Below are 20,108 nucleotides of genomic sequence, written 5' to 3' on the forward strand. Positions count from 1 at the left end.
AGTTTTTTTTGATTCCTTGGTGTCGCCTTGCTCACAACCGTACTTCCCTCGGGTGGAGTCTGCGCTAAACGTTCGAGTGGAAGGACTTTAGGGCGTTCTGCTCACACAATCACACGCAGTGCACGCCGTACGCCCGCGAAAGTCACGCTGGTACGCAGCCCCAGATGGTCGCCGTCGAGCTGGAACGGCAGTGGCACCTGGGACTGAAGGGTGAGTTCGGGCTCGTCGTGCAGCGACACGACCTGCTTGCCGTGCGGCCCGCGCTCGGGCGTCGAGCGCAGCAACTGCGTTCCGTAACGGGTCAGCGCGGCCGTCGACAGCTTCGACAGCGCCATCACGTCAAGACCGGTGTCGAAGGAGGCCCGGGGCGCGGCGTAGATCGGCCGGTTGCCGAGGAACGTCCACGGCGCGGTGTTGCAGACTATGGACAACGCCAGCCCCTCGACCGGCTCGTGGCCCGGCCGCAGCAGCGTGATCGTGCCGTGCGTGCGCCGCTGGTGATCGCCGAGGAACTGCCGCAGCGCCTGCCGTACATAGAGCGCGTGCGTGGAGCGCTTGCCCAGCTCCCGCCGCGACTCCACGCGCCCCACCACCCCGGCGTCGAAGCCGAGGCCGGCGTTGAAGGTGAACCACCGCCGGGGCACCTCCGCGTCCGCGGTGCCGCGCGTGCCGCTCGCCAGGCCCAGGCCGATGGGGCGCTCACGCCGGGCGCGCACCGCGTCCAGCAGTGCACCGGTGGCTTCCACGGCGTCGTTGGGGAGCCCGAGCGCCCGCGCGAAGACGTTGGTCGAGCCCCCCGGGACCACCGCGAGGCGCGGCGTTTCCTGGGATCCGTGGCCGTGGTGCAGCAGCCCGTTCACCACCTCGTTGACCGTGCCGTCACCGCCGAGCGCGATCACGGCGTCCGCCGTCCTCTGCTCCGCCGTACGCCGGGCCAGCTCGCGGGCGTGCCCCCGGTACTCGGTGGTGGCGACCTCCAGATCCAGCTCGCTGGCGAGGGCGTTGGCGATGACGTCCCGGGTCCGCGCGCTGGTGGTGGTGGCGACCGGGTTGACCACGAGAAGAGCGCGCATGATGTGCAGACTACCCAGGCCGGGCAGGTGGGCGGGCCGGGGGAGCGGGGAGCGGCCGGGGAGCGGGGGGGAACCGGGCTATACCCTGGCGGGGTGAGCAGCGAGACGGACGGGAAGAGCGGCGCAACGGACTCTGCGACGGGCGCCGGGCGGCCCGGCAGGGTCGGCGCCGCGGCGCTGATCTGCGGCCTTCAGGGCGTCGTCGTCGCGGGGCTCGGCATCTTCATGCTGCTCCTCCTCGCCTTCGGCGACCCCGACGACCCGACGCAGGCGGCGACCGGCGGGGTCACCGTGCTGGTGCTCGCGGCGCTGCCGCTGGCGGCGGGGCACGGGCTGTGGCGGCTGCGCCGCTGGAGCAGGGGCCCGGCGGTGGCCGTGCAGCTGCTGGCGCTGCCCACGGCGTTCACGATGCTCGGCGCCGGCGGGCTGTGGCCGGTGGCCGCCATCGGCCTCGCGGCCACCAGCCTCGCGGTGCTGGTATGCCTGGTCAATCCAGCGGCCATGGAGGCCCTGGGCATCGGCACGCACAACGCGTAGGCCCGGGGGCTCCGCCCCCAGGCCCCGTGCTTCGCGCCGCGCCGCCCCCGGGTGCGAACGTGGGGACGGGCGTCTACGCGGCGGCTACTCCTCGACGAGCAGCTTCTCCCGCAGCTGCGCGAGCGTGCGCGCGAGGAGGCGGGAGACGTGCATCTGGGAGATGCCGACCTCCTGCGCGATCTGCGACTGCGTCATGTTCCCGAAGAAGCGCAGCAGCAGGATCTTCTTCTCCCGCGGCGGCAGTTGCTCCAGCAGCGGCTTGAGCGACTCGCGGTACTCAACGCCCTCCAGCGCGTCGTCCTCGGCGCCCAGCGTGTCGGCGACGGCCGGCGACTCGTCGTCCGTGTCGGGCACGTCGAGCGAGAGCGTGCTGTAGGCGTTGGCCGACTCCAGGCCCTCCAGCACGTCCTCTTCCGAGATGTTCAGCCGCTGCGCCAGCTCGTGAACGGTCGGCGCTCGGCCGTGCTGCTGGGAGAGCTCCGCTGTGGCCGTGCTCAGCGACAGCCGCAGCTCCTGCAGCCGCCTCGGCACCCGCACCGCCCAGCCCTTGTCCCGGAAGTGCCGCTTGATCTCGCCGACCACGGTGGGCGTGGCGTAGGTGGAGAACTCCACCCCTCGCTCCGGGTCGAACCGGTCGACGGACTTGATCAGGCCGATGGTCGCCACCTGCGTCAGGTCGTCCAGCGGCTCGCCCCGGTTGCGGAAACGCCGCGCGAGGTGCTCCACCAGCGGCAGGTGCATCCGCACCAGGCTGTCGCGCAGCTCGGCGCGCTCGGCCGAGCCGTCCGGCAGCTTGCGCAGCTCGACGAAGAGATCGCGCGCCGCGCTGCGGTCATGCGGATCGGGCAGCACCCGCCGCGCCGGCCGCACCGTCGGCTCCACGGTCCGCACCGTTCCGACAGTCTCCACCGTCTCGACGGCGTCCACCGTCTCGACCGTATCCACCGTCTCGACGGCCTCGACGGCGTCCACTGCCTCGACCGCATCCACGGGCTGCTGACCCGGAATGTCCGGCGCGGGCGTGGGCGCGCCCGCGCCCAGCGGCTCCGGCCGTGCCGTGCGAGCCGCCTGCTTCACCTCGTTCACCTCGGCCCCCTCATCGCGCGGTGGCCGCCCCTGTGCGCCGGTCACGGTGCTCCGGGGGCGGCGCCGCGCTTCTTGTGCAGGCTGATGCTGACCGTCTTGTCCTCCGCGACGGCCGATTCGACCTCGCCCGCCAGCGCGGTCAGTACCGTCCAGGCGAAGGTGTCCCGCTCGGGCGCGTGGCCCTCGGTGGTGGGTGCCGAGACCGTGACCCGCAGCGCGTCGCCGACCAGCGTGAAGACGCAGTCGAGCACGCTGCCGGGCTGTGCCTGTTGCAGCAGGATCGCGCACGCCTCGTCCACGGCGATGCGCAGGTCCTCGATCTCGTCCAGGGTGAAGTCCAGCCGGGCGGCGAGACCGGCCGTGGCCGTCCGCAGCACGGACAGATAGGCACCCGCCGCTGGCAGCCGGACCTCCACGAAGTCCCGCGAACCGGGTTCACCTGGGATTTGGGACACCCTCACCTCCACAGTGGCTCACACTGATTGAGCGCTCACGGGCACCGCCGGGGCGCCCAGTGACTCTGCGACGCTACCGCGATCCGCGGCGCGCTGTCGCCCGGTCCGGGATGTGGCCGGACCGTCCTGACCACCTCAGCGGCATCACTCATGGTAATGCATTCAGTGCTTATCGTGGCCAGGTGGGAACGCCAAATCCCGGAAGACTTCCCGGACTTCCTTGATCTCTCGCCGCGGCCGACGCTCACCAGACCGATCGTACGTCCCGCCTCGCGGCGGTGACGCCCGCGGCCAGCAGCGCGATCACGGCCGTCACGATGGCGAGGGCCGTGAAGATCATGGACAGGACGGTCAGGGTGCCGCGGACGCTGTCGAAGTACGTGTCCCAGTGGCCCGCCTCGAAGCGGAAGACCACCGTGCGGGCCTCCAGGTACGCCGCCATCCCGGCGGCCGTCAGCGCGGCGCCGCGCGCCACCTCGCGGCCCAGCAGGGCCAGCACGCCGGTGATGATCAGCGTGACGACGAGCGCCGCCTCGTAGAAGTTCAGGCCGCTGCTGATCGAGAGCGGGCTGTGGAAGAGGGAGGGGTCGACGATGTCGCGCAGGTAGTCGCCGAACGCCATGTAGCCGGCGTCGTCGAGCTGCTGCTGCCGGTCGATCGCCCACGCCGCCTGCACCACGCCGACGGCGACGAGCAGCCCGCCGGCCAGCAGGTAGGGGGACGCCGGGCGCGGGCGTGGGGCGCCGAACCCAGGGACGGGGCCGAGACCGGGAAGGGGACGGGGCAGGGGCGCGGGCCCGGCCGGCCGCTCCCGGGCGGGCAGCAGCAGGACGAGCACGGTCACGGCGATGGCCAGCCCCACCCCGTAGGTGAGCAGCGTCCAGGTGCCGTAGTCGGGGTCCTCGAAGCCTTCGCGGTAGTGGGCGTCCAGCGAGCCGACCGCCTGCCGCAGGCAGATGGCGAGCAGCAGGAACGCCAGCACCAGGGCGCCGCCGCGTGCGACCCGGCGTAGCAGGAGGGCCAGCACCGCGACGGTGATCAGCGCGAGCGCGTAGACCCACTCGTAGGGCGTCAGCAGCGGCGCGTCGACCGGGTGCGAGGGCTGGACCATGGCGCGCAGCAGGTCGCCGAGGGAGCTGTCCGAGGTGCGGATGCCGTCCACCAGCCAGGCGATGATGCCGCCGGCGAAGGCCAGCAGCAGCACCGCGCTGACGATGTAGCCCGGCGCGTGCTCGGCCGGCGCGCGGCCGTGGGCCGGCCGGCCGCCGGGCACGGGCATGGGCATGGGTGCGGGACCCGGCGTGGGCGTGGGTGTGCTCATGGATGTTTCCCCCGATTCCCCCGATGTGTGGTGGCCACATCGTGACCGACCCGGCGGCACTCGGGAAGCCCCGGACGCCGGGTTGTTGCGGGGGCGTTGCACGCGGCGGGATGCGGCGCGGCGGCGCCCTTCAGTCGAAGCCCACCACGGTGACGCCCGCCTCGCCGGCTATGCAGCGGCGGACGACGCGGTCGGCGGAGAACACCATCGCCTCGGGCAGCGCGTCCACGGGCACCCACCGCACCTCGGAGTGCTTGCCCGGCTCGGCGTTCAGGAGCGTGCCGCGCCAGCGGTGGGCGGTGAAGACCACGGTGAGGAAGCCGGCCGGCGACTCCACGCCGTGGGCGCCGTGGACGACGTGCGCCAGCCGGAGGTCGGCGGGGTCGACGACGAGGCCCGTCTCCTCCTCCAGCTCGCGCACGGCGGTCGCCGTGACCGGCTCGCCGGGGTCGCTCTTGCCCACGGGGAGGTCCCACAGCCCGCGCGCGAACTTCGCGCGCGGCCCGCGCCGCAGCAGCACGACGCGGTCGGACGCGCGGTCGTGGACGACGACGGCCGCGGCCAGCATGGTCATCGAGTCCGTCGCGGGCGGCAGGGAGCGCGGGCCGGGCGCGGGCGGGGGAGCAGGGGTGGTGGCGGACATGAGGCGAGGATAGGAGGGCGGTCTGACAGCCGGCCGGCTCAGGCGGCGCCGGTCGCCCGGGGCTGGGTCCGGGCCTGGGTCCGCGCCGCGTGCCGCAGCGCGGCCGCCGCCAGCGCGCGGATCACGGGGTGCGGGCGGCTGCCGTCGCCCGCCAGCTCGGGCTGGAAGAGGGTGGCCAGGAAGAACGGGTGGCCGGGCAGCTCGGCGATCCTGACCGTGCCCTCGGTGTCGGTGCCGGGGAACGCCAGCCCGTGCGCCCGGAGCGTGTCCAGGTGGCGGCCGGTCGGCCCGAACGAGCAGTGGTAGCGCTCCACCGACCGGCGGGCGCCGATGACGCGCTCCGCCAGCGAGCCGGGCGCGATGAGGATCTCGCCCTCGTGGCCGACGAGGGAGCAGGCCAGCGGCGCGATCAGGGGGTCGGCCGCCCCGGGGTCGGTCTCGGCGTGGGCGGCGTCCGCCAGGCCGCAGACGTCGCGCGCGAACTCCAGCAGTGTGTGCTGGAAGCCGGCGCAGGTGCCGAGGAACGGTATGCCCCGCTCGCGCGCGGTACGGACCGCCGCCAGCGCGCCCGCCTCGCTGGCGTATGGGCTGCCGGGCAGCAGCCACACGGCGTCGAAGCCCGCGAGGCCCGAGGAGGCGGCCTGGTCGGTGGGGATCCAGTAGGCGTCCAGCGGCAGCCGGTCGCGCTCGGCGAGGGCGGACAGCAGGCCGGGGACGCGGCGGTGTGCGCCGACGGTCGGGGAGCGGTCGCCGACCAGGGCCAGCCGGGCGGGCGGGTGCGGTGCGTTCGTCACGTTGGCGTTCACGGGTTCGGTCATGGCCGCCAGCGTGCCCCGGCGCCCCGCATCAGCGCCAACGATGATCCGCGGCCGTCCCATCAGGAGCGCTTATCCTGCCTGGCCGGAGCGCGCGCATACTTGGGGCGCGTGGACCCGCATCTGCTGCGCACCTTCGTCGCCGTCGCCCGCCTCGGCTCCTTCTCCGCCGCCGCCGAGGAACTCGGCTACACGCAGTCGGCCGTCTCGCAGCACATCGCCGCGCTGGAGGCCGACCTCAAGGCGCCGCTGCTGCGCCGCCGCCCCGTCGCGCCCACGCCCGCCGGGGCGCGGCTGCTGGAGCACGCGCAGCCGTTGCTGCTGCGCCTGGCCGCCGCCCGCGCCGACGTCGCCCGGGTGAACGCCGCGCCCCACGCCCGCCTCACCGTCGGCGTGGGCCCTCTCGCCCCGCTGCCGGCCCTGGCCGTCGCGCTGGCCGAGGTGCGGCGTTCCCACCCGGGCGCCGAGGCGGCCGTGCGGATGCTGACGGCCGCGGCCGTCGTCGAGGGGGTGGCGACCGGCGACCTCGACCTCGGCCTGGTCGGGGGCGTGGCCGCGCCCACCGACCCCCTGCCGCTGCCCGACGTCGGCCCGCTGACCGTCCACGGCGTGGGCGAGGAGCCCGTGGCGGTGGTGCTGCCGTTCAGCCATCCCCTGGTCGCCGCGCGGCGCGGGCTGCGGCTCGCCGACCTCGCCGACGCCCGGTGGCTGGACGCCCCCGAGGCCGCCGTGCCGCTGGCGCGGCTGCGGGCCGCCGCGGGCGTCGAGGGCTTCCGTCCCGCCGTGCGGTACGCCGGGGCGGACCCGGCGGGCGTGCTGGCGCTCGCGGCGGCCGGGCACGGCCTCGCGCTGCTGCCGCTGCCGCTGGCCGAGGGGGCACCCGGGCTGGCGGCGGTCCCGGTGGCCGCGCCGCGCCTCGTCCACCGCGTCGAGCTGCTGCTCGGCGGCGCGCCCACCGACCCGGCCGCCGCCCTCGCCGAACGCCTCGAACTCCCGGCCTGAACATCCCGGCCTGGACAACAAAAAACGCCGCCCATTGGCGGCGACGTGAATGATTCGCTATATTCAGCTCTTTGGCAGGCGTGATATCTCAACAATTAGCTTGCTGCCAAGGCTAATTCTAGCGAATAGAGGGAATGCGTGTCAAGCGGCGGGATTGACAGCGAGCAGAACGGCGAGCAGCAATACCTCACTCGACTCTATGAACGACTGGACCAGCTGCGGGAGGAGACCAGGTCCCGGCTCGACGAGGTGCTGCTGCGCACCGGGCCCGGGCACCAGGGCCTCGCCGAACGGGACGTCGCTGCCTCCGAGTTGGCCCAGCGGCTGGCCCGGCTCGACGCGGTGGAGAACGGGCTGTGCTTCGGCCGCCTCGACCTGCGCGACGGGGAACGCCGCCACATCGGCCGCATCGGAATCCAGGACGAACTGGCCGCCGCCGGCACCACCGTCACCGACGAGGAATCCGGCGGCCGGCCGCTGCTGATGGACTGGCGCGCACCCGCCGCCCGCCCCTTCTACACCGCCACCGCCATTTCCCCGGAGAACGTCAGACGCCGGCGGCACATCAGCAGCAGCGGCCGTAAGGTGACCGCCGTCAAGGACGAGGAATTCGACGACCTCGCCGAAATCTCCGGCGACAGCGCGCTGCTGGAGGCCCTCACCGCCGCCAGGACCGGCCGCATGACCGACATCGTCGCCACCATCCAGGCCGAGCAGGACGAGATCATCCGCTCCCGCCACACCGGCGTCCTCGTCGTCCAGGGCGGTCCCGGCACCGGCAAGACCGCCGTCGCCCTCCACCGCACCGCCTACCTCCTCTACACCCAGCGCGAGCGGCTGGCCCGCAGCGTCGTGCTGATCGTCGGCCCCAACCCGACCTTCCTGCGCTACATCGGCGAGGTGCTGCCCTCCCTCGGCGAGACCGGCGTGCTGCTGGCCACCGTGGAGGAGCTCTACCCGGGCGTCCGCGCCGACCGCCCCGAGAGCCCCGAGGCGGCCGAGGTCAAGGGCCGGCTCGCCATGGCCGAGGTCGTCGCCGCCGCCGTGCGCGACCGGCAGCGCGTGCCCGAGGAGCCGATCGCCGTCGATCACGACGGCGAGACCCTGACCCTCGACCCGGACGACGTGGCGCGCGCCCGCCGCCTCGCCCGCGAATCGCTGCTGCCGCACAACGAGGCCCGCCCCCTCTTCCGGCGCCTCATCATCGACGCCCTGGCGCGCCGCGTCGCCGACCGGTACGGCACCGACGTGCTCGACGGCGGCAGCCTCCTCGACGAGGAGGACATCGAGGACTTCCGCCGCGAGCTGCGCGCCAGCCCCGAGGTCGCGGCCGTCGTCGAGCGGCTGTGGCCGGCGTTGGCCCCGCAGCGGCTGCTGGCGGAGCTGTACGCCTCGCCCGCACGCCTGGCCGCCGCCGCGCCCGGTCTGACCGAGGCGGAGCGGGCCGCGCTCCTGCGCCCGCCGGCCGGCGGGCGCGGCTGGACGGCGGCCAACGTCCCGCTGCTGGACGAGGCCGCCGAGCTGCTAGGCACCGACGAGCGCCGGGCCCGCCTGGCCGCCGAGGCCGAGGCGGCCGAGCGGGGCGAACGCCTCACCCTCGCCCAGGAGGCGCTCGACATCGCCTACGGCTCCCGCACCACCGACTTCGACGACGGCGCCGACCCGGAGCTGCTGTCCGCCTACGACCTGCTCGACGCCGAGCAGCTCGCCGAACGCCACCGCGAGGCCGACCACCGCACCCCGGTCGAGCGCGCCGCCGCCGACCGCACGTGGGCGTTCGGCCACGTCGTGGTCGACGAGGCGCAGGAGCTGTCCCCGATGGCCTGGCGGCTGCTGATGCGGCGCTGCCCCGCACGGTCGATGACGGTGGTCGGCGACATCGCGCAGGCCTCGGGCGTGGCAGCGACGCGCTCGTGGGAGGCGGTGCTGGCCCCGCACGTGGGCGCGCGCTGGCGGCTGGCCGAGCTGACGGTCAACTACCGCCTGCCGAGCGAGATCGCCGAGGTCGCGGCCGAGGTGCTGCGCCGCATCGACCCCGGGCTGCGGGCCCCCGGCGCGGTCCGCTCCAGCGGCGTCACACCCTGGCGGCGTTCGGTGCCCGAGGACGGCCTGGCGGTGGAGGCGGCGGAGCTGGCGGCCCGGGCGGCGGCCGAGGCGCCCGGGGGGCGCGTGGGCGTGGTCGCGCCCGCCTCGCGACTGGCCGAGGTGGCCTCGGCGGTGGCCGGCACCGCCCTGGCCGAGCGAAGCGAGATGGGGGTCCCCCCGGCCGAAGGCTGGGGGAAGGTCGACGTGCTGGATCCGGGGACCGCCAAGGGCCTGGAGTTCGACGCGGTCATCGTCGTCGACCCCGGCCGGATCGTGGCCGACTCCCCGCGCGGCCTGAACGACCTCTACGTCGCCCTGACCCGCCCCACCCAACGGCTCGGCGTCCTCCACCCCGGCGGCCCGCCGGCACTGCTGAGGCGGCTGAGGCGCCTGGTTTGAACGCCGGACGCGGGGGTCACTCGCGCGCCGGAGGTGGTGTCATGACGAGAGTCGAGGACATGCTGCGAACCAACCCCGCAGGCCTGGGCACGATCGACCGGGACACCCTCGCGCGCTGCATCCACGAGTGCGACCGCTGCGCGCAGACCTGCACCGCCTGCGCGGACGCCTGCCTGTCGGAGGAGCGCGTGGAGGAGCTGGCGTTGTGCATCCGGCTGGACCTGGACTGCGCGGACGTCTGCGACATCACGGCCCGGCTGCTGTCCCGGCAGACCGGCCACCAGCCGGAGATCGCCTTCGCCCAGCTCCAGGCGTGCCTGGTGGCGGTGTCGGCCTGCGCGCGCGAGTGCGAACGCCACGCGGCCCTGCACGAGCACTGCCGCATCTGCGCGGAGGCGTGCCGGGCGTGCGAGCGCGCCTGTGGCGAGCTGCTGGCGAGCGGCCTCGGGTCCTAGCGCGGTCCGTCGACGTGACGCCGGTCAGCCGCGCTTGATCGCGACCCCGCCGTACATGGCGATGTCGGAGTCCCGCACGCCGTCGCCGACGGCCGGGGTCAGCGCGGGCCGCCAGCGGTGGACGAGCGTCACGCCCGGGTCGATGAGGTCCAGCCCCTCGAAGAACCGCTCCGTCTCGGCCTTGTCGCGGATCTGGAGCGGGATGCCGCGCGCGTTGTACTCCCGGCCGACGCCGGCGACCTGCTCGGGGTTGGAGTCGCCGGTGAAGACCGTCAGCGCCAGCACGCTGCCGGGCGCCAGGTCGCGCATCAGGCGCCGCACGATGCCCTGCGGGTCGTCCTCGTCCAGGACGAAGTGGACGATGGCGATGAGGGAGAGCACCACGGGCCGCGTCAGGTCGAGCGTCTCGCGCAGCAGGGAGGAGCCGACGATCGCCTCGGGGTCGCGGAAGTCCGCGTCCAGGTACGCCGTGCTGCCCTCGGGCGTGCTCTTCATCAGCGCCTGGGCGTGGACCAGGACGATCGGGTCGTTGTCGACGTACACCACGCGGCACTCCGGGGCCACGCCCTGGGCCACCTCGTGGAGATTCGGCGGCGTGGGGATGCCGGTGCCGATGTCGAGGAACTGGCGCATCCCGTATTCGGCCGCCAGGTGGCGCGTCACCCGGTGCATGAAGACGCGGGTCTCCCGCATGGAGGTCGGCAGGCTGGGCCAGGCCCGGACCGAGGCGTCGCCCGCCGCCCGGTCGGCCTCGTAGTTCGACTTGCCGCCGAGGAGGTAGTCGTAGACGCGGGCCGAGTGCGGCACGTCAACGCGCAGGTCGACCGGCGGGCGGGCGGGCACGTCGTGCGCGCGGGTCATCCAGTTCCGCTCCGCCTCCGGCTCCGACGTGTCGTCAGTCGCCGCCATACGCCCCACCCCCACCTTCCGATGTCCGGCTCCGTGTGATCGTGATGATAGTCGTTGGGGCCGGACGCACAGCACCCCGCCGGGGAGCCGGCGGGGTGCGCACCGCGTAACGGAGAGGGCGTCAGCTCTTCTTCGTCTCCCAGTAAACGGCCAGGCCGGTGACCTGCGGCAACTCTTGCCGCAGGTCTCTGACCTCGTTGTTCACCGCTGACCGTGTTGGTCCCAGACGGTTGCGATCGGCCCTGATGCGGACTGCGGACCGGTGCATTGTTGGCTAGGCCAGGGTGCTCACCGGCATCATCGCTTTGGCCCTCCATGTCACCCCCACGCCGAAGACCCGACCGCTGGCCGTGACGGCTGTGGGCCGTCACTGGGGCTCGCCCCACCTGACCGAGCACGTCCGCCGTTGCGGTTCGCTCGCCAGTGTCGGCCCGTCGGCCGATGGGTTGTGGAGCTCGTCCCTCCCGCCCCAGACTCCGGCTCAGCGGCTAGACCGTCCTACCATGGCGTTGGGCCTGAGTGTGGATGTCAGAACGCACAGGCGTCCGGTTGGAAGTTTAGGGCCGGGGGTACCCCGGGAGAGCTGAGTGAGGGCGCGAGTGGACATCGGGCTTGCTGAGACTATTCGGTCGCTGAGGCGGGAGCTGGTGACGGCCATGGAGGATGGGGAAGGCGCCTCCGTCCGGTTGCGCGTACAGGCCGTCAAATTGGACATGCAGGTAGCAGTTACCGCCTCGGGAGAAAGTAACGGAGACGTCAAGTTCTGGGTGCTTTCGGCAGGCGGCAAAGCGGCGGAGAGCACGTCCTTTACACATGCCCTTTCGCTCGAACTAGCGGCCGAGACGAACCAGGGCGGCACGGTGCACATCAGCTCGGATGCGGGGACAGCTCTGCCCGACTGAACGGAGATCGTCGATAACGGACTCAGTGATGAGCTGGGGTGACGACGAGAGCAGCCTCGGCTATCCACTCGGCTGAGTAAGGACGGAACGTGCAGCAGGAGCCTATCAACGCGCTGGACCGAGTGGTTATGGTAGCTCGGCGTGTCCGTGCCACGAACAGTGTGGCCCACTTCCTCGCGTCGGGATTTCTGCTCACCAGCCGCCTAGCTATAAGCGCTCGGCATCCGTTCGAGCGCAGAGATGGCGCCAACTACGAGGTCCGGCTCGCGAACTCGGTGCGAGCCGAGTCCATGTTGGCCCCCGTCGCCGTAAAGCGGATCATCGCCCATCAGGACCCTGAATTCGACGTGGCGCTCCTCCTCCTCGACACCGACCTGGACGACCTGCCAGCTGCCCGGCTCGGCTCTCTGCCGCCTGGCATGGGCAGAATTCCTTTTCGGGCAGTCGGTTTCCCTGACTTCGCAGTGGACCAAGCAGCACGACTCAGCCGAGAGATCAATGGCCACATCTTACTCGGGTCGTATCACGGCAGTGTTCGCATGGAGTTGGCGCTCAACAGCCCCGCACCCCAATCGCGAGACAGCTCAGCTTCACCTTGGGCCGGCATGTCCGGGGCAGGCGTCTTGTCCGAGGCAGGTGTTCTTCTGGGTGTCTGCACCGGCCACCATGTTCCGAGTGGGATGTCTAGCATCGCCGCCACCGGCGTCAGTAACCTGACTGGCGATTCCGAGTTTGCTCAATTCCTGCTCGCATACGGCATTGACCCGAATCCCGAAACGCTTCAAGTCCTTGGCCGTGAGAGCGAAGGCATGGACGACGGACGGCTGCGTAACATCCTGGAGCACGCCGAAGTCGTGAGCGGTCTGCTGGGCAGACGGAGCTACCTCATCGGCAAGCAGCTTCCCTTCGTTAGCCCAGGAAGGGCTCACCAAGCCGACCCTCTCCGGCTATTCGAGCGGATCTCTGGCAAGGATCAGCGTGGTGTGCTATTGGTCGGTTCTGCGGGGGCGGGCAAGACTCGGACGTGCTTCGAGGTCGCCGAGGTGGCAAGCCGCGGTGGGTGGCAGGTTCTCCATGTACAACCGGATAGCTCGGTGACTGTAGATGATGTCCAACAGGCGGTGGTCACGTCCCGGGGGCACCGTGTGCTGGTCGTCTGCGACTACCTCGACTCATGTCCGCAGCTTGACCTTACTGCTCTAGCCGACATCCTTCTTCCGGAAGCGAAACGGTGCGGTATCACCGTAGCATTCATCGGTTCGGTGCGCCCTGGGTCCCTCCAGACGCTGCGGCAACGCGGGGCGGGCAGACTCTTCGATGAGGTCTCTCTTCGGCAGGATCACGCTCACAGGTCTGCAGTGATCGCGAATATCTTGCATGAGGTCGCCCCAGAATCAGTGCGGCGTTGGGGCGAGGAAGAGCTGTCCCAGGCATGCGGGCATCGACCGATCATCGCGTTGCTCATCGCTCGCGCACTGGAGGATCGGCTGATCGCTGGAAGGCCTGCATCGAACCTCCCGCAGGTGCGTCCCGGCGAGCTACTGGAATGGATTCACGAGGGGATACGCAAAGACGCGCTATCACCCGGCCATCACTCTATCGAGGATCCATTGGCAGTGGTGGTGCCGAGCAGCGGTCAGCTAGCCTTCACAATAGCCGCCTGCGCGTGCCCTCAGCCGCGCGAAGCCGTGGAGAGTGCCATCGATGTTTTCCTGGCGTCGCGCGATGGTTCTGAGCGCGGCCCACTCGGCGGTCGGCATGTGATCGACACTATGACATCATTGGGCTGGATGGACGAGGTCGCCGGGCGCCTTGAAGTCGTGCACGACATTGTCACCGACGAGTTACTGCTTCACTCCCTTCTGCCACCTCCAGGTTGGAGCATCCACCAAGAGTCCGCAGAGGTCCTGTTTGACACAGCAGCCGTGCAGCCGCGCTCATTCGCGTTACTCACCGGGCATCTTCGCAGGGTAGTCGCCGATCTGGCAGCGAAGGAGTCGGATGATCGGTTGGACGCATTAGAGAGATTCTGCCGAGACTGGGTCAGGCGTAACGCTGATGGTCTGAGCACCCTTCTGGAGCGAGACGGGAGGGATGGAGAGCAGATTCTGCTCACAATGGTGATCAACCGTCCGTGGCAGTCAGCCACAGGCGATGCGTGGGACACCATGGTAACCCCCTGGCTCATCCGTGCGGAGAACACGTTCGCGGCACGGCCCTTTTTGGATGCGGCGCTTCGGAGCGCACAAGAGATATCTGAACCATTGGTCTTGGCCTCCCTCTCCTGGCTATCTCGGAGGATCCAGCAAACCGACGCCGATTACGTCATTCGGGGTCTTCTCTCACGGAACGACCTCAAGCCTGAGAACAAACGACTGACCGTGGCTTATGCTCTCGACTGGGTTCGGGACCACTTTGGATGGCCGGCGGTTCCATGGATCTTGAACAAGCTTCTCAAGCAAGACCACAGCCCGGAGATCATTCATCAGGTGGCCGACTGCACTCTGAACTGGATAAGCGTGAATCGTCCGGCGGAGGCGGGAGACGTACTTGGGCGCCTGTTGGATCGCACAGACGTGCCCGCCGAGCAACGCTTGGCAGGCGTCAGGAAAGGCTTGGCCTGGCTCGCCTCTCACCCTGACGCAGCATCCGAGGCCACGCCGTTTCTTCTCGCCTTGCTTCGCTGTCGTGATCTGATGGACGAACTGCTGCACTCATTTCTGGAATACGTGTTTATATGGCTTGCGCGGAATCTCGCGATTCCTGCAGCGGGTTCTGTCATACGGGGTTTGCTGGAAGGAAGAAAACTAGATCCGGCGAGCGTCCGCAAGATCGCTCCCTACGCAGATACCTGGATTGCGCAGAATCCGACCGGACCTGTCCGTGACGGCATCCTGCGTGCCTTGCTCGCTCGCGAAGAAACCCCAAACGTCACGGAGCGCCTGCTGAACGAGGTGGCCAGCCGTCCCAGCGATCCTGCCATCGCCCCCGTTCTCCAGAGACTGCTGGAGCACGATCTCATCGCCGAACAGGCCCGCGCGGCGGTGGACCATGCTGTGAAATGGCTAGCAGACAATGAAGCTTCGGCTGAGAGCCATAAGGTCATCCAGCCGCTTCTGCGGCACACAGCACTCACTCCCGCAAAATTACGGCACGTGATCAACCGTGGTGTGGCGGAACTACGAAGGGAGCCCGACCAGCCTACACTGATCAGTTCACTGCTTAGCCTTCCCGATGGCCGCCTTGCGCCTAGCCAAGCACATTTCGTGATCGAATTGAGCCTCGAGTGGGCGCCGTCCCAGGGAATCAAATCTCGGCGTCCGGTAATCAGCTCTCTGCTCGACAGGCGTGATCTCACTGCCGACCAGGCAAACAGAAGCATCGAACTCGGACTTGGCCTGTTGATGACCAGCCTTAGTGGCAAAGATGTCTCGATGGTCCGCGCACTGCTCAGGCGAAGAGATCTTAACGAGGCTCAGCAGAATCGCGCTGTGAGGTTCGCGATGCGATGGCTTGCGGCCTATGGCACGTTGCGTAAAGCCCGTTTCGTTCTTTTTGAGTTGATGGAGCACCCTTGTCTATCCGTCGAAGCAGAAACTGTAGCCGCTGAGTATGTCGAGGAATGGCTCGCCGCTTATCCCGAAGAGGAGGCGACGAAGTTGCTCCGTCTCCTCCTTCATGATATTCGACATGCTCGCTGACCCACCCGACGCGCACGGGAGGCGCGAAGAGGTAGCGAAGAGGGAATCGTGGTCAGTCCTGTTGTGTCAAGGCCCTGTCTCTCGGGTGGGGTGATGAGGGGAGAATTTGGTGGGGTGAGGATGGCTGTGTGAGTTGCCGTGGCGAGGATGCTTCGGGTGCGTGGAGGAAGGCCGAGGCGGTTCCAGTGGAAGATGACGTGGTAGGCGAGGATTTGGCGCAGCCCCCGGTCCAGAGTTCCCGCACTCGCCGCCGTTCCAAGTGCTCGGCCTGCCTGGCGGAAGGCGTCAGTCCACCCGGCGGCGAACGCCATGGGCCCCTTCGGGCCCAGCATCGGTCCGCCGGGGACGGTGTCTGCGAGCAGTAGCCGTTTGAGGTCCTCGGCCATTCGGTGGGGCTGTGGGGCGGGATGTATCGGCGGGTAGGAGCTGCTCGGCGAGGATGCGGTGCCACACGCCGCCCACTTTCGTACCACTCCAGGCTGGCAGAGCGCATGAGGACGGTGCACACGCACGTACCCGTAGACGTGCGGGCCGGGTACCGCGCGGCGTTCCGTGATGAGCTCGTTGTCCATGCCCCTCAGCGTCGGGCGCCGCGCACGGCCTCGAAATGACCTGCCGTTGTACTTCCGTTGCACTTCGGGGCCCTCGCCCTCTCGGACGGTGCTTCCATAGGTGATGGAGGGAGGCAGCCGTGGTCAGCGTGCAGCAGTGGACCGGCCGGGAGGCACGTGCCTTGCGAGCCGCCCTGCGGATGAGTACGCGCGGCTTCGCCGAACATCTTGGGGTCGCGCTGCGCACGGTCGCCAAATGGGAGAGCCTGGGTGCCGGCACCCAGCCGCGGCCCGACACGCAGGCCATCCTCGACACCGCGCTGGCCCGTGCCGATGCCGCGGCCCAGGCCCGGTTCGAGGCGTTGCTGCACCCCGAACGCAAGAGCGCGCGGCCGGCGGACTACGAGACGTGGTCGGAGGACATCGAGCGCGCCGTGGTCTGCGTCAGCCGCCAGGACTTCTCCTTCGCCTCCACCTTGCTCAACCGTTGGCTGGGACGTCACGATCCCGGTGGCCTGGACGACAAAGGGCTCTATCTGTATGGCCGTTCACTCGTCCTGCTCGGCGACCTTCAGCGGGATCAGGGCATGGTCCTGGGGCCGCTCTCCGCCCGCCACTCCTACCTGGCCGCTCGGGAGTTGTTCAACGAACTCGACATTCCGCGCAGGGTGGCGCAGATCGAACTGTCGCTGGCAGTGGTGTGTGAGATGTCCGGCCAGCTCGACGCCTCCGCCCGCCACTACCTGGCCCTCGCTGCTGACGAGCGCCTCAGCCGTCGGGACCGGGCGCGGGCGCGGCTGTGGGTGGGCACCGCGCTGAGCAAGGGCGGCGACAACGAGTACGCCACCAGCGTCATGAGAGATGCCACTCGGGAGTTCGAAGAGCTGGGTGAACCGGAGGACTGGTCGGTCGCCCATCAGAAACTGGCCCTCGCCCACCGAGGCGCCGGTGACCTGGCCCAGGCCCTGCACTACATCGACATCGCGCGCACCACCGGCACGGTCGACTCACCGATGCAGCGGGTGCGGCTGGACACGGCCTACGGGCACGTCCTTCTGTCAGATGGCGCGACCCGGAATGATGGGCTGTCCGTCCTCGACCAGGCGGCAACGGTGGCACATCGGTACGGTCTGAGCCATCAGCTGCGCAGCATCGAGGGCATCCGAAAGGGCCAGCGAGGATAAGGCAGAGCCGGGGAGTGCCAGTGCCGGAGCACCAACAGCGCCAAATCACCGACGAGCAGTTCCACGACGCGACGCTGATCTGGAACTACCACCAGATGGGACACCAGCCACGCCCCTGCTCGGCGGCCATCGGCCTGGGCAGCCACGACCTGGGCGTGGCCACCACAGTGGCCGAGCTGCACCGCGCCGGTCTCTTCCCCGTCATGGTGTTCAGCGGCGGCAACAGCCCCACCACCCGCGACCGCTTCCCGCGCGGTGAGGCCGTGCACTACCGCGAGCACGCCCTGAGCCTGGGCGTTCCCGACGAGGCGATCCTGGTCGAGCCCAAGGCCGCCAACACCGGCCAGAACATCACTTTCTCCCGCGCGCTGCTGGCCAAGGCCGGCGTCGAGGTCGAGACGTTGCTGCTGATCTCCAAGCCGTACATGCAGCGCCGCTCGTACGCCACCTGTCGCAAGCTGTGGCCCGAGATCGACGTGGTGTGCGCCTCCGAGACGCTGGAGCTGGATGACTACATCAAGTCCATCGGCGACGAGAAACTCGTCGTCGACATGCTCGTCGGCGACCTGCAACGGGTGATCGAGTACCCCAAGCTCGGCTTCGCCGTCGAGCAGGACGTACCGGGAGATGTGCATGACGCGTACGGACGCCTCCTGCGCGCCGGGTTCAACAGCCGCCTCATCAGCACCTGATCCAGGAACGGCCGGGGTGTGCGCCATCCACCAGCCCAACCTCTTCCCCCGGCTGTCGACGCTGGCCAAGCTGTACGCCGCCGACCAGTGGATCGTCCTGGACAACGTGCAGTTCGCCCGACGCGACTACCAGCACCGCGCTCGCCTCGCGCCGCTGGACGATCCCGACCGACAGCAGTGGCTCACGCTCCCCACACATTTGCCCCAGGTCCGCTCGACGCTGATCAGCCAGGCACGGCTGGCCGACCCCCGCCGCACCCGCCGCACCGTCGAGCTGCTGGTGCGGCAGTACTACGGCCGTAGCCGCCACTGGGCGGCCATACGATCCTCACTGGAGGCGGTCCTGGACCGGCTCGACACCACGGATCGGGTCGCGGACATCGCCGAGACCTCAGTCCGTGTCCTACTCGAGGCCCTCGGCTGGAAGGGAAAGGTCCTGCACAGCAGCGCCCTCCCCACCCGCCACGGCCGATCCGAGCGCCTCGCCGACCTCGCCGCCGTGCCCGGCAGTACGCACTACCTGTGCGGCCCAGGCGGCCTGCGCTACCTCGACGCCCACCCCTTCAAGACACTGAGCATCTGTGTTGTGCCGTTCCGCACACCCGAGGAGACCGGGCCGTCTCCATGGAACGGTGCGCGCCGGATCACCGCCCTGTGGGCACTCGCCACACTCGGGCCATGGCTCTTGCCGAACATCTCGCGGCGGCCCGGTTTCAGTGCCGACTGGCCACGGCAGGAGTCAACATCGAGCTGAGCCAGGCCCAGATGACCGCAACCGCGTGACTGTGCGCACAGGGCTGGAGACCGAGCCGTTGACCGGAGCCCTGGGCCTGCTCCACAGGCGGTCGGCTCTACGGCGTTGACGACCAACTCGGAGGCCGGGATGGCTCTACGGCCATCACTGCCCGGCTCCCCACGGACCGGGGCCGCCTGCGCCACCCCTGGGGCGCTGGTCCCCTTTAGTAGCTTCCCCGCCCCCAGGGAAGCTACTAAAGGGGATAACTTGCCCCGCGGTGGGCGGGCTGAGGTCGCGGGCCATGCCTTGCTCGTGGGATCTCGTGGGGAGGAGTCGTCCCACTCGTTGCGTGGCTGGTCAGAGCCCTGACGGGGCGGCAGGCCGGGACGGGTGGAGGCGTCCCGGAGGGACGAGTCAGCCCTGCCGGAGGTGTCCGTCGCTCGGGTCGGGGCAGTAGCGCAGCCAGGCGTCCGTGAACTTGACGCGGATGAAGCCCTTGGCCTGGGTGCTGTCGGGGAAGCGGATGTTGGACCACGAGATGCCGTAGTCGCGGAGCAGGAGCTGCAGACCGCGTGGGGTCAGGCCGTGGGGCCCGTGCTGGTCCCACGGTGCCTCGGGGTTGTCGCGCAGGGCGGCGATCAGCCGGGCGGTGGGCAGTGTGGGCGGGTCTCCCAGAGCGGCGAAGACGCGGCGGATGTCCGCCAGGATGCGGGTCTTGGGGCCGGTCTCCTCGCCGAGGGCCGTCTCCGCCGCGCTCATGGCCTGGCAGGCCGCTCGTGCCCGCTGCGGCCACAGGCCTCCGGCGAGGTCGGCGACGATGACCAGGGGTTACCAGGTATCGGCGGCGCTGTCCTCCACGGGCATGGCCGGTTCCACGTCCGGCACTTCTTCGTCTCCGCGCTCATCGCGGGGGGCGAGCGTCAAGCAGGTGCAGCTGGTCCTCGGCCACGCCTCGCCCGTCATCACGCTGCGGATCTACGCCCACCTGTGGCCGGGTGAGGAAGACCGCACCCGGTCCGTCATGGACGCCGTGCTCGGCGGACTGCGGACCGGGTGCGGACAGGGAGACACTGCAAGTAAGGAAACCGCAGGTCAAAGGGTATGACCCGCGATCAGGCCTTCTTCGTCTCCCAGAAGATGGCGTCGATCTCGGCGATGAGATCCAGCGCCTTCTGGCCGGTGGCCGGGTCGGTGGAGCCCTTGGCGGCGCTGAGGGCCTTCAGCGTGTCGTTCACCAGCTGGTGCAGCTGGGGGTACTTCTCGAAGTGCGGCGGCTTGAAGTAGTCGCTCCACAGCACCGACACGTGGTGCTTGGCGATCTCGGCCCGCTGCTCCTTGATGACGGTGGCGCGGGCGCGGTAGTGCGGATCGTCGTTGGCCTGGTACTTCTCCTGGATTGCCTTGACGGATTCGGCCTCGATCCGGGCCTGAGCGGGGTCGTAGACGCCGCACGGCAGGTCGCAGTGGGCGCTGACCTTCACCTTCGGGGCGAACAGGCGGGAGAGCATGGAGCCGTCCTTCCTCGTGATCGTCTTCTCTCGGGTGAGACTACTCCGGGAAGG

The 20,108-nt window shown here is 69.9% G+C and carries 18 protein-coding genes and 1 pseudogene; 10 read left to right on the forward strand and 9 right to left on the reverse strand.

Going from position 1 to position 20,108, the window contains the following annotated elements:
* Positions 1-101: 101 nt before the first annotated feature.
* Complete coding sequence (locus ACTWQH_RS18100; RefSeq protein ID WP_443287634.1) at positions 102-1,073, reverse strand: diacylglycerol/lipid kinase family protein; 972 nt, start codon at positions 1,071-1,073, stop codon at positions 102-104.
* A 93-nt stretch (positions 1,074-1,166) separates the two neighbouring features.
* On the opposite strand from ACTWQH_RS18100, the gene ACTWQH_RS18105 reads away from it, so the two are divergent.
* Positions 1,167-1,610: a hypothetical protein gene (locus ACTWQH_RS18105; protein ID WP_443287635.1), complete on the forward strand. Its 444-nt coding sequence runs from the start codon at positions 1,167-1,169 to the stop codon at positions 1,608-1,610.
* An 84-nt stretch (positions 1,611-1,694) separates the two neighbouring features.
* On the opposite strand, the gene ACTWQH_RS18110 is transcribed toward ACTWQH_RS18105, so the two are convergent.
* The 5 genes from ACTWQH_RS18110 to ACTWQH_RS18130 form a co-directional block, all read right to left on the reverse strand.
* Entirely contained in the window at positions 1,695-2,687 is a 993-nt protein-coding gene (locus ACTWQH_RS18110) for an RNA polymerase sigma factor SigF (protein ID WP_443287636.1), read from the reverse strand.
* Between the two features lie 50 nt (positions 2,688-2,737).
* A complete protein-coding gene (locus tag ACTWQH_RS18115) occupies positions 2,738-3,151 on the reverse strand; it encodes an anti-sigma regulatory factor (RefSeq protein WP_443287637.1) in 414 nt (137 codons plus the stop codon).
* A gap of 244 nt (positions 3,152-3,395) precedes the next feature.
* Entirely contained in the window at positions 3,396-4,472 is a 1,077-nt protein-coding gene (locus tag ACTWQH_RS18120) for a hypothetical protein (protein ID WP_443287638.1), read from the reverse strand.
* Positions 4,473-4,602: 130 nt separating this feature from the next.
* The gene (locus ACTWQH_RS18125; RefSeq protein ID WP_443287639.1) at positions 4,603-5,115 is read right to left on the reverse strand and encodes an NUDIX domain-containing protein; all 513 of its coding nucleotides are present in this window, start codon (positions 5,113-5,115) and stop codon (positions 4,603-4,605) included.
* A 38-nt stretch (positions 5,116-5,153) separates the two neighbouring features.
* Positions 5,154-5,933 (reverse strand): CTP synthase C-terminal region-related (seleno)protein, encoded by a 780-nt coding sequence (locus tag ACTWQH_RS18130; protein WP_443287640.1) that lies wholly within the window; start codon positions 5,931-5,933, stop codon positions 5,154-5,156.
* A gap of 108 nt (positions 5,934-6,041) precedes the next feature.
* Here ACTWQH_RS18130 and ACTWQH_RS18135 point away from each other — a divergent pair, with 108 nt between their 5' ends.
* From ACTWQH_RS18135 to ACTWQH_RS18145, 3 genes are all read left to right on the forward strand, one after another.
* A complete protein-coding gene (locus ACTWQH_RS18135) occupies positions 6,042-6,932 on the forward strand; it encodes a LysR family transcriptional regulator (RefSeq protein WP_443287641.1) in 891 nt (296 codons plus the stop codon).
* A gap of 138 nt (positions 6,933-7,070) precedes the next feature.
* Positions 7,071-9,416, forward strand: coding sequence for a HelD family protein (locus ACTWQH_RS18140; RefSeq protein WP_443287642.1), 2,346 nt, complete (start codon positions 7,071-7,073; stop codon positions 9,414-9,416).
* Positions 9,417-9,457: 41 nt separating this feature from the next.
* Complete coding sequence (locus tag ACTWQH_RS18145; protein ID WP_443287643.1) at positions 9,458-9,871, forward strand: four-helix bundle copper-binding protein; 414 nt, start codon at positions 9,458-9,460, stop codon at positions 9,869-9,871.
* A 24-nt stretch (positions 9,872-9,895) separates the two neighbouring features.
* On the opposite strand, the gene ACTWQH_RS18150 is transcribed toward ACTWQH_RS18145, so the two are convergent.
* Positions 9,896-10,732, reverse strand: a complete 837-nt coding sequence (locus tag ACTWQH_RS18150; RefSeq protein WP_443287676.1) for an SAM-dependent methyltransferase — start codon at positions 10,730-10,732, stop codon at positions 9,896-9,898.
* Positions 10,733-11,379: 647 nt separating this feature from the next.
* On the opposite strand from ACTWQH_RS18150, the gene ACTWQH_RS18155 reads away from it, so the two are divergent.
* The 5 genes from ACTWQH_RS18155 to ACTWQH_RS18175 all read left to right on the forward strand — a co-directional run bounded on the left by ACTWQH_RS18155 (position 11,380) and on the right by ACTWQH_RS18175 (position 18,564).
* The gene (locus ACTWQH_RS18155) at positions 11,380-11,682 is read left to right on the forward strand and encodes a trypco2 family protein (RefSeq protein ID WP_443287644.1); all 303 of its coding nucleotides are present in this window, start codon (positions 11,380-11,382) and stop codon (positions 11,680-11,682) included.
* 89 nt (positions 11,683-11,771) lie between these two features.
* A complete protein-coding gene (locus ACTWQH_RS18160; RefSeq protein WP_443287645.1) occupies positions 11,772-15,383 on the forward strand; it encodes a trypsin-like peptidase domain-containing protein in 3,612 nt (1,203 codons plus the stop codon).
* A 691-nt stretch (positions 15,384-16,074) separates the two neighbouring features.
* Positions 16,075-17,118, forward strand: a complete 1,044-nt coding sequence (locus ACTWQH_RS18165) for a helix-turn-helix domain-containing protein (protein WP_443287646.1) — start codon at positions 16,075-16,077, stop codon at positions 17,116-17,118.
* 20 nt (positions 17,119-17,138) lie between these two features.
* Positions 17,139-17,810: a YdcF family protein gene (locus ACTWQH_RS18170; protein ID WP_443287647.1), complete on the forward strand. Its 672-nt coding sequence runs from the start codon at positions 17,139-17,141 to the stop codon at positions 17,808-17,810.
* A gap of 16 nt (positions 17,811-17,826) precedes the next feature.
* Entirely contained in the window at positions 17,827-18,564 is a 738-nt protein-coding gene (locus ACTWQH_RS18175; protein WP_443287648.1) for a WbqC family protein, read from the forward strand.
* Between the two features lie 396 nt (positions 18,565-18,960).
* Here the strand turns inward: ACTWQH_RS18175 and ACTWQH_RS18180 are convergent, their stop codons facing one another.
* A complete protein-coding gene (locus ACTWQH_RS18180; protein WP_443287677.1) occupies positions 18,961-19,371 on the reverse strand; it encodes a DUF3631 domain-containing protein in 411 nt (136 codons plus the stop codon).
* A 51-nt stretch (positions 19,372-19,422) separates the two neighbouring features.
* On the opposite strand from ACTWQH_RS18180, the pseudogene ACTWQH_RS18185 reads away from it, so the two are divergent.
* A pseudogene (locus tag ACTWQH_RS18185) lies at positions 19,423-19,651 on the forward strand (tyrosine-type recombinase/integrase); the annotation flags it as partial.
* A gap of 7 nt (positions 19,652-19,658) precedes the next feature.
* On the opposite strand, the gene sodN reads toward ACTWQH_RS18185, so the two are convergent.
* Complete coding sequence (sodN, locus tag ACTWQH_RS18190; RefSeq protein ID WP_443287649.1) at positions 19,659-20,054, reverse strand: superoxide dismutase, Ni; 396 nt, start codon at positions 20,052-20,054, stop codon at positions 19,659-19,661.
* Positions 20,055-20,108: the final 54 nt, after the last annotated feature.

Origin of the sequence: Streptomyces sp. 6N223 (assembly GCF_052246635.1) — a bacterium.
Taxonomy (GTDB): Bacteria; Actinomycetota; Actinomycetes; order Streptomycetales; family Streptomycetaceae; genus Streptomyces.

Coding starts and splice junctions, on each gene's coding strand:
- ACTWQH_RS18100 (WP_443287634.1), bottom strand. CDS start 1,073: ATGCGCGCTCTTCTCGTGGTCAACCCGGTCGCCACCACCACCAGCGCG.
- ACTWQH_RS18120 (WP_443287638.1), bottom strand. CDS start 4,472: ATGAGCACACCCACGCCCACGCCGGGTCCCGCACCCATGCCCATGCCC.
- ACTWQH_RS18125 (WP_443287639.1), bottom strand. CDS start 5,115: ATGTCCGCCACCACCCCTGCTCCCCCGCCCGCGCCCGGCCCGCGCTCC.
- ACTWQH_RS18130 (WP_443287640.1), bottom strand. CDS start 5,933: ATGACCGAACCCGTGAACGCCAACGTGACGAACGCACCGCACCCGCCC.
- ACTWQH_RS18145 (WP_443287643.1), top strand. CDS start 9,458: ATGACGAGAGTCGAGGACATGCTGCGAACCAACCCCGCAGGCCTGGGC.
- ACTWQH_RS18150 (WP_443287676.1), bottom strand. CDS start 10,732: ATGACCCGCGCGCACGACGTGCCCGCCCGCCCGCCGGTCGACCTGCGC.
- sodN (WP_443287649.1), bottom strand. CDS start 20,054: ATGCTCTCCCGCCTGTTCGCCCCGAAGGTGAAGGTCAGCGCCCACTGC.